The sequence below is a fragment of the Ferranicluibacter rubi genome, from assembly GCF_011603255.1.
In the GTDB taxonomy this organism is placed as follows: Bacteria; Pseudomonadota; Alphaproteobacteria; order Rhizobiales; family Rhizobiaceae; genus Ferranicluibacter; species Ferranicluibacter rubi.
In genome coordinates this window covers 58,816-72,619 of the sequence record NZ_JAANCM010000001.1, presented here as the reverse complement: position 1 = coordinate 72,619, position 13,804 = coordinate 58,816, and the positions used below count along the sequence as shown (strand labels likewise).

12 protein-coding genes are annotated in these 13,804 nt (G+C 65.0%); 8 read left to right on the top strand and 4 right to left on the bottom strand.

From position 1 onward, the window contains the following. Window positions 1–105 precede the first annotated feature (105 nt). Genes G8E10_RS00355 through G8E10_RS00345 form a run of 3 tightly spaced genes read left to right on the top strand, consistent with a single transcriptional unit; the run spans window position 106 to window position 2,766 of the window. Window positions 106–1,596 carry a Ppx/GppA family phosphatase gene (locus tag G8E10_RS00355; RefSeq protein WP_167127052.1) on the top strand — a complete coding sequence of 497 codons (1,491 nt, stop codon included), beginning with the start codon at window positions 106–108 and terminating at the stop codon, window positions 1,594–1,596. Beyond that, window positions 1,593–2,378, top strand: a complete 786-nt coding sequence (locus G8E10_RS00350; protein ID WP_110726859.1) for an RlmE family RNA methyltransferase — start codon at window positions 1,593–1,595, stop codon at window positions 2,376–2,378. The genes G8E10_RS00355 and G8E10_RS00350 overlap by 4 nt, the downstream gene beginning before the upstream one ends. Before the next feature lie 4 nt (window positions 2,379–2,382). Continuing rightward, window positions 2,383–2,766, top strand: a complete 384-nt coding sequence (locus G8E10_RS00345; protein ID WP_110799959.1) for a VOC family protein — start codon at window positions 2,383–2,385, stop codon at window positions 2,764–2,766. Here G8E10_RS00345 and G8E10_RS00340 read toward each other — a convergent pair whose 3' ends face one another. Beyond that, window positions 2,767–4,191 carry an MFS transporter gene (locus tag G8E10_RS00340; RefSeq protein WP_132446329.1) on the bottom strand — a complete coding sequence of 475 codons (1,425 nt, stop codon included), beginning with the start codon at window positions 4,189–4,191 and terminating at the stop codon, window positions 2,767–2,769. A 342-nt stretch (window positions 4,192–4,533) separates the two neighbouring features. Between G8E10_RS00340 and G8E10_RS00335 the strand changes: the two genes are divergently transcribed. After that, window positions 4,534–5,535, top strand: coding sequence for an MBL fold metallo-hydrolase (locus tag G8E10_RS00335; RefSeq protein WP_167125923.1), 1,002 nt, complete (start codon window positions 4,534–4,536; stop codon window positions 5,533–5,535). A gap of 37 nt (window positions 5,536–5,572) precedes the next feature. Here G8E10_RS00335 and G8E10_RS00330 read toward each other — a convergent pair whose 3' ends face one another. Continuing rightward, on the bottom strand, window positions 5,573–5,881 hold the full coding sequence (locus tag G8E10_RS00330) for an ATPase inhibitor subunit zeta (protein WP_167125920.1): 309 nt from the start codon (window positions 5,879–5,881) through the stop codon (window positions 5,573–5,575). Window positions 5,882–6,203: 322 nt separating this feature from the next. Between G8E10_RS00330 and guaB the strand changes: the two genes are divergently transcribed. The 3 genes from guaB to G8E10_RS00315 all read left to right on the top strand — a co-directional run bounded on the left by guaB (window position 6,204) and on the right by G8E10_RS00315 (window position 9,121). Further along, on the top strand, window positions 6,204–7,700 hold the full coding sequence (gene guaB, locus G8E10_RS00325; protein ID WP_110799955.1) for an IMP dehydrogenase: 1,497 nt from the start codon (window positions 6,204–6,206) through the stop codon (window positions 7,698–7,700). Window positions 7,701–7,827: 127 nt separating this feature from the next. Then, window positions 7,828–8,238, top strand: a complete 411-nt coding sequence (locus G8E10_RS00320) for an MAPEG family protein (protein ID WP_167125917.1) — start codon at window positions 7,828–7,830, stop codon at window positions 8,236–8,238. Window positions 8,239–8,338: 100 nt separating this feature from the next. Beyond that, window positions 8,339–9,121, top strand: coding sequence for a 3-hydroxybutyrate dehydrogenase (locus G8E10_RS00315; protein ID WP_167125914.1), 783 nt, complete (start codon window positions 8,339–8,341; stop codon window positions 9,119–9,121). Window positions 9,122–9,131: 10 nt separating this feature from the next. Here the strand turns inward: G8E10_RS00315 and G8E10_RS00310 are convergent, their stop codons facing one another. Then, window positions 9,132–10,031 (bottom strand): hydrogen peroxide-inducible genes activator, encoded by a 900-nt coding sequence (locus tag G8E10_RS00310; RefSeq protein ID WP_110726848.1) that lies wholly within the window; start codon window positions 10,029–10,031, stop codon window positions 9,132–9,134. A 300-nt stretch (window positions 10,032–10,331) separates the two neighbouring features. Here G8E10_RS00310 and katA point away from each other — a divergent pair, with 300 nt between their 5' ends. Continuing rightward, window positions 10,332–11,828: a catalase KatA gene (gene katA / locus G8E10_RS00305; protein ID WP_167125911.1), complete on the top strand. Its 1,497-nt coding sequence runs from the start codon at window positions 10,332–10,334 to the stop codon at window positions 11,826–11,828. A 323-nt stretch (window positions 11,829–12,151) separates the two neighbouring features. Here katA and G8E10_RS00300 read toward each other — a convergent pair whose 3' ends face one another. Next, on the bottom strand, window positions 12,152–13,549 hold the full coding sequence (locus tag G8E10_RS00300; protein WP_167125908.1) for a nucleobase:cation symporter-2 family protein: 1,398 nt from the start codon (window positions 13,547–13,549) through the stop codon (window positions 12,152–12,154). Between the last annotated feature and the right edge of the window lie 255 nt (window positions 13,550–13,804).

Genomic DNA, 13,804 nt, shown 5'->3' with positions numbered 1-13,804 from the left:
AGTGGCAACGGTTCGAAGCCCGGGCAGGGACGCGGGGCGGAACCGGCCGGCAAAGGCCACCGCAATCACAAGCATCGTCATCGCCGTAATGCCCAGGCGCGTCCGCTGCAGGGCACGGATGTCGTAAGGTCCGGGCGCGACCGCGTCGGCGCGCCCAGTAGTGACGGTCGCGCGTCGGCGGGGCAGAGGCAGGGCCGCAATCCGGGCGTCCAGGGCGGTGCCGGGACGGCGGCGCATTCGGATTCCGGTTCGCAGGCTGGCGCGTCCGGTCGCCCGGTGTCGCAGCAAAGCGGCCATTCCGGGCATCAGCGTTTCGAACAGGGCACCAATCAGGGCGGAGCCCGTGGTGGCCCGCACGCGAATGCGGCGATCAACAAGACATCCGGTCATGCGGGCCACGGGCGCGGCGCCAATGGCGCCGGGCAGGGCGGGCATCATGGATCGGTTGCGGAGGGCGGGTACGCCGCGCGGCCCGGCCCCGGCTTCAACGCCGGAAACCGTGCCGCAGCCTCCAACGGGCGCATGGATACGTTCGAGAGCGACGATTCCGGCCCGCCGCCGCTGTATGCCGCGCTCGATCTCGGCACCAACAATTGCCGTCTCCTGATCGCGCAGCCGACGCGACCGGGGCAGTTTCGCGTCGTGGATGGCTTCTCCCGGATCGTGCGGCTCGGCGAGGGCCTTGCGGCCAGCGGACGCCTGTCCGAGGATGCCATGAACCGCTCGGTCGAGGCGCTGAAGATCTGCGCGGCGAAGCTTGGGCACCGCAACATCCGGCGTGCCCGGCTGATCGCGACCGAAGCCGCCCGTGCTGCCGAAAACGGCGTGATCTTCATGGAGCGCGTGTCTGCGGAAACCGGGCTCGAGCTCGAGATCATCGACCGGGAAACCGAGGCGCGGCTCGCCGTGTCCGGCTGCGCATCGCTGGTCGGGCGCGAGGCGCGCTCCGTGGTGCTGTTCGATATCGGCGGCGGCTCGTCGGAAATCGCCGTGCTGCACATCGGCGATAACAGGTCGAGCCGGCTTGCCAATCACATCACCCACTGGACCTCGCTGCCGGTCGGCGTGGTCACGCTGTCGGAGCGGCACGGCGGCCGCGACGTCACGCCGGAAAGCTTCGAGGGCATGATCCGCGAAGTCTCCGGCATGCTCGATCGCTTCGACTGCCCGGAGATCGAGGCCGTGCGTGCGGCCGACGATTTCCACCTCATCGGCACGTCCGGCACGGTCACCACGCTTGCCGGCGTCCATCTCGACCTGCCGCGCTACGACCGCCGCCGGGTGGATGGGCTGTGGCTGTCGGACGACGAGGTCTCCGCCATGCAGGCGCGTCTGCTCTCCTGGGATTTCGCGGCGCGCGCCGCCAATCCCTGTATCGGGCCGGATCGGGCGGATCTCGTTCTGGCCGGCTGTGCCATTCTGGAAGCCATTCGCCGGCGCTGGCCGTCGACCCGCATGCGGGTTGCCGATCGCGGGCTGCGCGAGGGCCTTTTGACGGATATGATGGCCGATGATGGCGTCTGGCGCCGCGGTCGAGGCCGCCGCCTGTCGCGTCCCGGCCCACAAACTGGCTCCGAGGAGGGCCGAAGCTCATGACCAAGCCCCCCATCGGCGGCAATCGGACCGGACGCAAACTCGGGCAGAGGGTGAAGAAGGGCAAGCTGAAGGCGTCGTCGCGGCGCTGGATCGAGCGCCACATCAACGACCCCTATGTGCAACGCGCCCAGCTGGAAGGCTATCGCGCCCGTGCGGCCTTCAAGCTCCTAGAGATCGACGAGAAGCACAAGATCCTGACCGGCGCCAAGCGCATCATCGATCTGGGCACGGCCCCCGGCAGCTGGTCGCAGATCGCCGCCAAGGTCACGAGCTCGACGGATACGGACCCGCGCGTGGTGGCGATCGATTTTCTCGACGTCGATCCGCTGCCCGGCGTCATCATCCTGAAGCTCGATTTCCTCGATCCCTCCGCTCCCGACGCCATTATGGATGCGCTGGGCGGCACGCCGGATCTCGTGCTCTCCGACATGGCGGCCCCCACCACCGGCCACCGCCAGACGGACCATATCCGCACCATGCACCTCTGCGAGGTCGCGGCCCACTTCGCCATCGATGTGCTCGGCCCCGGGGGGCACTTTCTCGCCAAGACCTTCCAGGGCGGCACGGAGCGCGAGCTTCTCAACCTGCTGAAGCAGAATTTCCGCCAGGTCCTGCACATCAAGCCGGCATCGTCCCGCGCCGAATCGGTCGAGATGTTCCTACTGGCAAAGGACTTCAAGGGCCGGCGCGAGGGCATCTCGGATCACGACGATCTTCGGGCGGAAGGTCAGACCTTTCGGGACGAGCGCGAGGATGTGACGGAACACGACGACGAGGGCTGAGCGGATGCTGCTCTACGTCACCGTCGGTTCGAACGATCCGGTCCGCGCAGGCACGTTCTACGATGCTGCGCTGGCCCCTCTCGGCCTGGTCCGCCGGCAGGAAAGCGGCTCCGATATCGGCTATGCGCATCCCGATGACAGCCGGTGCCGCCTCTGGGTCGTCGCGCCCTATAACGGGCGACCGGCAAGCTTCGGCAATGGCGTGACGATCGCACTGGAAGCAGCCAGCCGTGCGGCGGTGGATTCGTTTCATGCGGAAGGCCTTCGGATGGGCGGCACATGCGAAGGCGCGCCGGGCCTTCGGCCGTTTCATGCCTCGTTTTACGCCGCCTTCCTGCGCGATCCCGATGGCAACAAGATCGCTGCGGTTTGCGAACGCGCAGAGTAGTTACTTCCCCCCAAGCGACTCCAGCTGTGCCTCACCCTTCTCCCGCGCTGCGGCGCCGTGGCCGGACACTTCGGCGCCGGCGGTTTTCGCCATGCCGATGAAGGGGATGACGGAGGTGAGGGTGATGGCGGAGATCAGCATGAAGGCGAGCTGGAAATCGCCGAGTTCCAGCTGCGTGCCGGTCCAACGGTTTTCCACTTCCAGAATAGCACCGGCCACGGCGACGCCGAGCGCCAGGCTCATCTGTTGCAGCACGGCGCTCATGGCGGTCGCCTTGCTGGCCATGGCGTCGGGAATGTCGGCGAAGGAAAGCGCGTTGATGCTGGTGAAGAAGAACGAGCGGGCAAAGCCGGCGATCAGCAGCACGAGGCACATGACGATATAGGGCGTGGCCGGCGTGAAGAGGCCGTTGACGAAGGTCAGGACGGTGCCGATCAGCGCCGCGATGATCAGCGTCGTGCGAAAGCCGGCGAAAACGAGCACGCGCTTGGCGAAGAACTTCGTCGTCAGCGCGCCGATGGCGCCGACGAAGGTGATCATGCCCGACTGGAACGGCGACAGGCCGAAGCCCACCTGCAGCATCAGCGGCATGAGGAAGGGAATGGCACCGATGGAAATGCGGAAGAGCGTGCCGCCGATGGCCGCAGCGCGAAAGGCGCTGTCCTTGAAAAGGTTAAGATCGAGCAGCGGTGCCGGGTGGTGCCGGGCGTGGCGGACGTAGAGAAAGCCGCAGAGAATGCCGATGCCCGCCGCAATCGCGCCGACGCTCGGCGGCAGGGCCGGCAGGCTCATGACCGACAGGCCGAACATTGTGCCGGATGCGGCGATGGCGCTGAGGAAGAAGCCGGTGACGTCGATCGGTGGCGGGCGGTCGCTGATAACCTCGGGAAGGTAGATGCCCGACAGGATATAGCCGAGAATGCCGACCGGCACGTTGATGATGAAGATCCAGTGCCAGGAGAAATAGGTGGTGATGAAGCCGCCGAGCGGCGGGCCAGCGAGCGGCCCCGTCAGTGCGGGAATGCTAAGCAGCGCCATCGCGCTCACCAGTTCGCTGCGCTGCGTGCTGCGCACCAGCACCAGCCGCGCCACGGGCGTCATCATCGCGCCGCCCATGCCCTGCAGGAAACGCGCGCCGACGAAGGAGACGAGATCGCCGGAGATGGCGCAGAGAATGGAGCCGACGATGAAGACGAGGATGGCCGAGCGGAAGATGCGCTTGGCGCCGAACCTGTCGGCCATCCAGCCGCTCAGGGGAATGAAGATCGCGAGCGACACCATGTAGGAGGTCAGCGCCAGCTTGAGCGTGATCGGACCGACGCCAAGGTCTCGGGCGATGGCGGGCAGGGAGGTCGCGATGACCGTGGAGTCCATCTGCTCCATGAAAAGAGCGACGGCGAGGATCAGCGGAACGATGCGGTTCATGCGAAGGCAAGCCTTTTCGACGGCCTCTTGGGCGCCCGGCGGAGAATGCCGGGAATGGCCGCTACGGTAGGGGAGCAGATGCCGGTGCGCGGGGGCATGCGGTCTTGCGAGGTTGTATGGCGAGGGAGATAGAAACGGAAACACGAAAGTCCCGTGTCCCGTCTCACGCAATAGTCAACTTCCTGTGAAGGCGTAACGCGCGTTCTGTCAAGGCGTGCGTCTTGCGCTACCTTGGCCGCTTCTGCCGGCGGATCACGCACGAAGCGGGACGCTTCATGGTCGGATGCGGACGACCATCCTCCGCGGCTGGGCCTTGCGGCTTAAAGACAAAGGAAACGATCGATGCACGGATTTTCCCTCGGCCGACGCGCCCTCTTTGCTGCAACCGCCATCGGCGCGCTGGCCGCGCCCCTCATCATGAAGCGCGCTGCCTTTGCGCAGGATGCGGCCGGAAAGGGTGCGAAGGAAACGCCGAAGGCCACGACGGGCGGCAAGAGCTCAAGCTTCAAGCTCGGCGATTTCACCATCACCGTCGTTAGCGACGGTCTGCGGCTCGCCGACAAGCCGAGCGAGACCTTCGGCATCGACCAGCCGCCGGAGGCCGTGGCCGCACGTCTGGAAAAGAACTTCCTGCCGACCGATCGCTTTGCCAACGGCTTTTCGCCTGTGGTCGTGGAGACCGGGTCGGAGGTCGTGCTGTTCGACACCGGCAATGGCGAGGCAGGACGCGCCGCCGGCACCGGCCTGCTGCTGGAGGGCCTGCGGACGGCTGGCTATCCGCCGGAAAGCATCACGCTCGTGGTTCTCACCCACATGCATGGCGATCATATCAATGGCCTCATGGACGGCGGCAAGCCGGCCTTTCCCAATGCGCGCTATGTGATGGGCGAAACGGAACTCGCCTTCTGGAAGGATCCGGCCCGCGTGGGGTCGCCCGCCGAGGGCGGGCACAAGGCGGTGCTGAAGAATGTCGTGCCGCTGGTGGAAAAGGCGACGCTGATCGGCGATGGCGCCGATGTCGCATCGGGAATCACGGCCATCGCCGCCTTCGGCCACTCGCCCGGCCACATGGTCTTCCGCGTCTCCTCTCAGGGCAAGGATCTCATGCTGACGGCCGATACGGCCAATCACTATGTCCTGTCGCTCCAGCAGCCGAATTGGCAGGTGAAGTTCGACATGGACAAGGAAGAGGCCGCAGCGTCGCGCCGCAAGGTGTTCGACATGGTGGCCTCAGAGCGGCTGCCCTTCATCGGCTACCACATGCCGTTCCCGGCCGTCGGCTATGCCGAGAAGCTGGACGCCGGCTACCGCTTCGTGCCGGCGTCGTATCAGCTGTATCTGTGACGGTTGATGGCCTGTGTCCTTCGACGCGGGCAGCCCGTCAGGCGGCGTACATCTCGTCGCGCAGCGAGCGCAGCATGCCGGTCATGCGGTCGCGAATGTCGTCTTCCAGGAAGATCACGCCAGCGGCTTCGAAGTCGCTGTGCAGCCGGTCGATGACGCCGTTCGGGTTCTCCACGCCGGCCTCCACGATGCCACGGGCATAGGCTTCGGCATCCGGTGTGTCGATCATGACAGCGGCCCACAGGCCGATCAGCGCGTTACGGCGCGCTTCGGCGCGAAAGGTCAGTTCTTCTTCACGTACAAAACGTGTTTCCTGAGCGTGGGCTCGCTTGCGCAGTGCGGTCATCGTGTCGGTCCCTGTTTTTCTCTGTTTCGCCGGTCGCCCTTCTTCCGAGGCGCCGTGAGGAGAGGTCTACCGGACGCAGCTTAATTCCGATCCAAAAGGCACGGCTAATAGAATCTGAAAATGCTTCTCCACCTGTCTTGCGGGACCGCTCCGGGCTCGCCGGGCTTTTTCTGTTTCCATCCCGTCACATCCGTGTTACGTGCCCTCGCCAACTTCCATGAAACACTTGCCGTCATTCCCCTCCCAGGATGACCGGCAGGCGACGCTCCCGCCGGAACCCCGTCCGTCCGGGCGCCTTTCACATTTTTAAAGGAATTGGCCCATGGCGCGCATCATCGAAACGGCTACCGGTCTGGAGGCTCTGACCTTCGACGACGTCCTCCTGCAGCCCGGTCACTCCGAGGTCATGCCGGGCCAGACGAACATCGCCACCCGCATCGCCCAGGATATCGAGCTCAACCTGCCGATCCTCTCGTCCGCCATGGATACGGTGACGGAAGGCCGTCTTGCCATCGCCATGGCCCAGGCCGGCGGCATCGGCGTCATCCACCGCAATCTCTCGCCGGTCGAGCAGGCCGAGCAGGTCCGTCAGGTCAAGAAGTTCGAGAGCGGCATGGTCGTCAACCCCGTGACGATCGGCCCGGAGGCAACGCTTGCCGACGCGCTCGGCCTGATGAAGACCTACGGCATCTCCGGCATTCCGGTCGTCGAGAATGCCGGCAAGGGCAACAAGCCCGGTCGCCTCGTCGGCATCGTCACCAATCGCGACGTCCGCTTCGCCTCCGATCCCGGCCAGCGCATCTATGAGCTGATGACGCGCGAAAACCTCATCACGGTGAAGGAAAACGTCGACCAGCAGGAAGCCAAGCGCCTGCTGCACACGCACCGCATCGAGAAGCTGCTGGTGGTGGATCCCGACGGCCGATGCGTCGGCCTGATCACGGTCAAGGACATCGAGAAGTCGCAGCTGAACCCCAATGCCTCCAAGGATGCGCAGGGCCGCTTGCGGGCCGCAGCCGCCATTTCGGTCGGCGATGACGGGGTCGAGCGCGCCGAACGCCTGATCGATGCCGGCATCGACCTCATCGTCATCGACACGGCGCATGGCCATTCCCAGCGCGTTCTCGATGCCGTCACGCGCGTCAAGACCATGTCGAACTCGGTCCGCATCATGGCCGGCAACGTGGCGACCGCCGATGGCACCAAGGCGCTGATCGACGCGGGCGCCGACGCCGTCAAGGTCGGCATCGGCCCGGGCTCCATCTGCACCACGCGCATCGTCGCCGGCGTCGGCGTGCCGCAGCTGGCCGCCATCATGTCGGCCGTCGAGGCCGCCCGCGCAGCCGATATTCCCGTCATCGCCGATGGCGGCATCAAGTTCTCGGGCGACCTTGCCAAGGCCATCGCGGCCGGCGCGTCCGCCGTCATGATCGGCTCGCTGCTGGCCGGCACGGATGAAAGCCCGGGCGAAGTCTTCCTCCACCAGGGCCGCTCCTTCAAGGCCTATCGTGGCATGGGCTCGGTCGGCGCCATGGCGCGCGGCTCCGCGGACCGCTACTTCCAGGCGGAAGTGCGCGACACGCTGAAGCTCGTGCCGGAGGGTATCGAGGGCCAGGTGCCGTACAAGGGCCCGGTCTCCGGCGTCCTCCACCAGCTGGCCGGCGGCCTCAAGGCCTCCATGGGCTATGTCGGCGGCAAGACCCTGAAGGACTTCCAGGATCGCGCCACCTTCGTCCGTATCTCGGGTGCGGGCTTGCGCGAAAGCCATGCCCACGACGTGACGATCACCCGCGAAAGCCCCAACTATCCCGGCGCGTGATCGTTGGTATGACCTGAACTCGGGAGGGAGCCGCACGCAAGCCGCGCGGCTCCCTTTCCTTTAGCAGGACCTCACCTACTTCTCCCGGACATATCGAACCGATCATCAGGCGAGGAGACCAAGCCGCATGACCAATACTGCCATGATCTGGCCCGTGATCGCGCAAGTCCTGCTGGTTTACATCGTCTATGGCCTGATGGGAAAACGGCGCTTCGGCGCGGTGCGGCAGGGAACGGCTCGCGCCCGCGATTTCCTGATCCCGTCGGTCGAGCCGGAAACGAGCGCCACGGTCGCGCGCAACCTCACCAACCAGTTCGAGCTTCCCGTCCTCTTCTGCTTCGTCTGCACGCTTCTATATGTCACCGATGGCGTGTCCATCCTGACGGTCTCCGCGGCATGGCTCTTCGTCCTTTCCCGCTATGGCCATGCCTTCGTGCACGTCACCTCCAACCGGCTGATGCTCCGCCACAGGCTGTTCGTCGCCGGCCTTTTCCTCAATGCGCTGCTCTGGCTGCTGCTCGCGATCCACATCGTCTGATCGTTCGGCACATTTCCCGGACCTGCCGGCTTTACCCCGTGCGCGAAGCGATTATCGTCCAAGCTGTGGCCACGACCACCGGGCATTGAGGGAGAGCAACATGAAACTGAAAGACAAGGTCTGCATCGTCACCGGCTCTGCCAGCGGCATCGGCCGGGCCATCGCCGCGCGATACGTCGGCGAAGGCGCCCGCGTCGCCATCGCCGACCTGAAGCGGGAGGTGTCGGACGCCACCGCCGCGGACCTCACCGCCTCCGGGCCCGGGGAAGCCATCGGCCTTGCCATGGACGTGACGTCGGAGGATGCGGTCAATGCCGGCGTTGCCGCTGTGGTGGAAAAATGGGGTCGCGTCGATGTGCTTGTCTCCAACGCGGGCGTCCAGATCGTCCACAAAATCGAGGATTTCCCGTTCGAGGACTGGAAGAAGATGCTGTCCATCCACCTCGACGGCGCCTTCCTCACCACCAAGGCCTGCATGCCACACATGAAGCGCCAAGGCGGCGGCGCGCTGATCTACATGGGCTCCGTCCACTCGCACGAAGCCTCGCCGCTGAAGTCGGCCTATGTCACCGCCAAGCACGGCTTGCTCGGTCTCGCGCGCGTGGTCGCCAAGGAAGGCGGCCCGCATGGGGTGCGCTCCAACGTCATCTGCCCCGGCTTCGTCAAGACGCCGCTGGTGGAAAAGCAGATCCCGGAACAGGCGAAGGCGCTGGGCATTTCGGAGGAAGAGGTCGTCAAGCGCGTCATGCTGGGCGGCACTGTCGATACCGAGTTCACCACCATCGAGGATGTGGCCGAGGTCGCGCTGTTCCTCGCGGGTTTCGAGACCAATGCCCTGACCGGCCAGTCGCTGATGGTCAGCCACGGCTGGGGTATGCGTTAGGTTTTTCAGCTCATTCGAGCAGCTTCGCCGAGGCGTCGATGACGACCTCGGCGAGCGCCCGGTGATCGGCGGTCCGGCGCGACCGGCCACGCCAGACGAGCCCGATCTGCCGCGATGGCTGCGGCTCGGCGAAAGGCACGATGCGCATGCGGCTGCGGCCGCGCTCTTCCTTCACCGCAATCTCCGGAATGAGCGTGATGCCCATGCCATGGCTCACCATCTGCAGCAGCGTCGCCATGGAGGTCGCACCGTAATTCGCCACCCGCCGCCCGGCCGACGCGCCGCAGACGGCCAGCGCCTGGTCGCGCAGGCAGTGGCCTTCCTCCAGCAGCAGCAACCGGTCGACATCCACCTGCGCCTCCGTCATCGGCGACATCAGCACGGTGCTCTCGTCGTCCGCCGTGGCGATGAGGAACCGGTCCTGGAACAGCAGCAGCGTTTCCAGCGTCTCCTCGTTCTGCGGCAGCGCCACGATGGCGCAGTCGAGCCGCCCGGCCTTTACATCGTCGACGCAGCCCGAGGTGAGCAATTCGCGCAGCTCGATTTCGAGCTTGGGAAACCGCTCCCGCAGCATGGGGATCAGCACCGGCACCAGATAGGGTGCGACGGTGGGGATGATGCCGAGCCGCAACCGCCCTTCGAGAATGCCGGTGACCTGCCGCGCCCGGTCGTAGAGGGCATCGACCGCCCGCAGGATCGCCTGCACCTCCGGCAGCAGCGCCTCTCCCTGCCGCGTCAGCAGCGCGCCGGCACGGTTGCGCTCGAAGAGGGCAACGCCGAGGTCCTTCTCCATCTCCGCGATCTGCGCCGAAAGCGCCGGCTGGCTGACATTGACCATCTCGGCCGCGCGGCCGAAGTGGCGCGTGGTGGCGAGAGCATCGAAATAGCGCATTTGTCGGACGGTGAGCATGATCGGAATTTCCTATCGAACATTACAAGAAATACAATTGGAAATTATCGATCCCGGATGCGAGAAGAGGATCTGGCGTCTGATATCTGACGCATGTCGCATTTTCGGCATGTTGGACGATCAAGATGAGCCTCAGGCCCAACGGCCGGAGAGGCTCCAGAGGCCTTGCAAGCGGAATTGGGTGAGCAAGATCTCGATGAGAGACTTGCAAGCCGAACGTGCCGGAGCGCCCATGTGCCCCGGCGATGAACGAGCGGGACCGGCATGACCGGGCCCGACATGTCCAGACAGGAGGACGAAATGACTGATCGCCCGACAATGACGACGACCGCCGGCGCGCCCGTGCCGGACAACCAGAACTCGCTGACGGCCGGCCCCAAGGGCGGCATCATGCTTCAGGACTACCAGCTGATCGAAAAGCTGGCCCACCAGAACCGCGAGCGTATTCCGGAACGCGCTGTGCACGCCAAGGGCTGGGGTGCCTATGGCACGCTGAAGATCACCGGCGACATTTCCAAATACACCAAGGCCGCCGTTTTCCAGCCGGGTGCGGAAACCCCGATGCTTGCCCGCTTCTCCACCGTTGCCGGTGAGCAGGGTGCAGCCGACGCCGAGCGCGACGTGCGCGGCTTCGCACTGAAGTTCTACACGTCTGAAGGCAACTGGGACCTCGTCGGCAACAACACGCCGGTGTTCTTCGTCCGCGACCCCTACAAGTTCCCGGACTTCATCCACACGCAGAAGCGCCACCCGAAGACCAACCTGCGTTCGGCAACCGCCATGTGGGACTTCTGGTCGCTCTCGCCGGAAAGCCTGCATCAGGTCACCATCCTGATGTCCGACCGCGGCTGTCCTACCTCGCCGTTGCACATGAACGGCTACGGCTCGCATACCTTCTCGTTCTGGAACGATGCCGGCGAACGTTACTGGGTGAAGTTCCACTTCAAGACCCAGCACGGCCACAAGTTCTACACGAACGAAGAGTCCGAGCAGGTCATCGGCAAGACGCGCGAATCCTATCAGGAAGCGCTGTTCGGCTCGATCGAGGAAGGCAACTATCCGCGCTGGACCGTTCAGGTTCAGATCATGCCGGAACTGGATGCCGACAAGACCTCGTACAACCCGTTCGACCTCACCAAGGTCTGGCCGCACAGCGAATATCCGCCGATCGAAATCGGTACGATGGAGCTGAACCGCAACCCGGAAAACTACTTCGCGGAAGTCGAGAACGCTGCCTTCTCGCCGTCGAACATCGTTCCCGGCATCGCGTTCTCGCCGGACAAGATGCTGCAGGCCCGCGTGTTCTCCTATGCCGACGCACACCGTCATCGCCTCGGCACGCATTACGAGCACATCCCGGTCAACCAGCCGAAGAACCCGGTCCATCACTACCATCGCGATGGCCAGATGAACACGTTCGGCGGCATTCGCACCGGTAACCCGGATGCCTATTACGAGCCCAACTCGTTCAACGGCCCGGTCGAACAGCCCGCAGCCGTCGAACCGCCGCTGCGGATCGATGGCGACATGGCCCGCTTCAACCACCGCGACGGCAACAACGACTACGTCCAGGTGACGGCGCTGTTCAACCTGTTCGACGCCGACCAGAAGTCCCGCCTGTTCTCCAACATCGCAGCCGCGATGGGCGGCGTCCCCGGCGAGATCGTCGAGCGCCAGCTCGCCCACTTCAAACTGGTCCATCCCGACTACGAAGCCGGCGTCCGCGCCGCCCTCAACAAGGCGCACGGCTACCAGGCCGACACCATCAGCGCCGACCAGCCCGCCGCCGCCGAGTAATCGGCATCAGGGTTTTGGTATCAAGGAACCGGGAGCGGAGACGCTTCCGGTTTTTTGTTGTGGGGTGGGAGGTAGGAAGCAGTAAGCAGTAAGCAGTAAGCAGTAAGCAGTAAGCAGTAAAAAGAAAGACCCTCTCTGGCCTGCCTGCCATCTCCCCCACAAGGGGGGAGAAGACTCGTGGTATGCCTACCTCATCACGATGGAACGTCTCTTGCGGGAAAGGGAGTTCAGCCCAGGATCTTCTCCCCCCTTGTGGGGGAGATGCCCGGCAGGGCAGAGAGGGCCTTCCTTTCTATTTTTCTATCTCAACACCTCAAACGACCTCAACCATGCTCCACCGCCGCCGCCGCACCAGCTGCCTCCGCGCTGGCCTCCGCTTCGCTCTTCACCCCATTGAAAAACGCATTCAGCGAAACCGAAACGATCGCCGCCAGCAGGATCCCGGACTCCAGCAGCGGGTGCAGGTCATGCGGCAGGGCCTTGAAGAAGGTGGGGGCGACGATCGGGATCATGCCGAAGCCGACGGAGATGGCGACGACGAAGAGGTTGTTGGCGTTGGTGCGGAAATCGACGGTCGCGAGGATGCGGGCGCCCGTGGCGGCGACCATGCCGAACATCACGAGACCGGCGCCGCCGAGCACCACCTGCGGCACGGCTTCCACCAGCGCCGCCATCTTCGGCAGGAGGCCAAGTACGATGAGGATGCCGCCGCCCGCGATCGTCACCCAGCGGCTGCGCACGCCGGTGACGCCGACGAGGCCGACATTCTGGGAGAACGAGGTGTAGGGAAAGGTGTTGAAGATGCCGCCGATCAGCGTGCCCAGGCCGTCGGCGCGCAGGCCGCGCGTGAGCGCTTCGCGGGTGATCTTCCGGCCGGTGATGTCGCCCAGCGCGAGGAACATGCCGAGCGATTCGATCATCACCACGATCATGACGATGCACATGGTGATCGAGGGGACGAGGTGGAACTGCGGCATGCCGAAGTGAAACGGCAGGATGATGCCGACCCAGGCGGCCTGACCGACCTTGTCGAAATGCATCATGCCAAGCACGCCCGCCAGCGCGCAGCCGGCGACGATACCGAGGAGAACCGCGATGTTGCGGGCAAAACCTGTGGTCCAGCGCAGCAGCGCGAGGATGACGAGGAGCACGAAGAAGGCAACGGCCAGTCCCGGCAGCTGCGCATAGTTCGGGTTGGGAAAGGCGCCGGGTACACCATCGACCACCTTGATCATGGTCGGCTGGCCCCCGCCGGCCCAGTTGATGCCGACCCGCATCAGCGAGAGCCCGATGACGAGGATGATGGTGCCGGTGACCACGGGCGGAAACAGCGGCAGCAGCCGCGAGATGAACGGCGCGACCAGAAGGCCGAAGAGGCCGGCGACGATGACCGAGCCGAAGATGCCGAGCAGCCCCACATCCGGCGCGTTCGCCATCGAGAGCATCGGCCCGAGCGAGGCGAAGGTCACGCCCATCATCACCGGCAGGCGAATACCGACGCCGGGAAAGCCGAAGCACTGGATGAGGGTGGCGATGCCGCAGGCGAAGAGATCCGCGCTGATGAGGAAGGCGACCTCCTCCGGCGCGAGATTGAGCGCGCGGCCGACGATCAGCGGCACGGCGACGGCGCCCGCATACATCACGAGCACATGCTGCAGCGCCAGCGGCGCAAGAAGGGTGGGGGCAAGCTTCTGGTCGACGGGATGGACTGAGGCGGTCATGGATCGCTCCGCTACGGCATCGCCCGCTCGAAAACGCTGGAACGCCCAACGAGAAAGCCATGCACCGGTTTCAAGATCCGCAGCAGAATGCCCTGACGATGGACACGGCGTGCTGCAGGCAGGCTCGAATATGCGATCAGGGTTCGACTGTCCGGCTTTATCAGCGCCTGCGCTGCCCTTCGGCTACGCAGATCCCGATATCCTCGAGGCTCATCGGCTGCAAACGCCGATGCACCCGAAAATGCCGTCACTCCC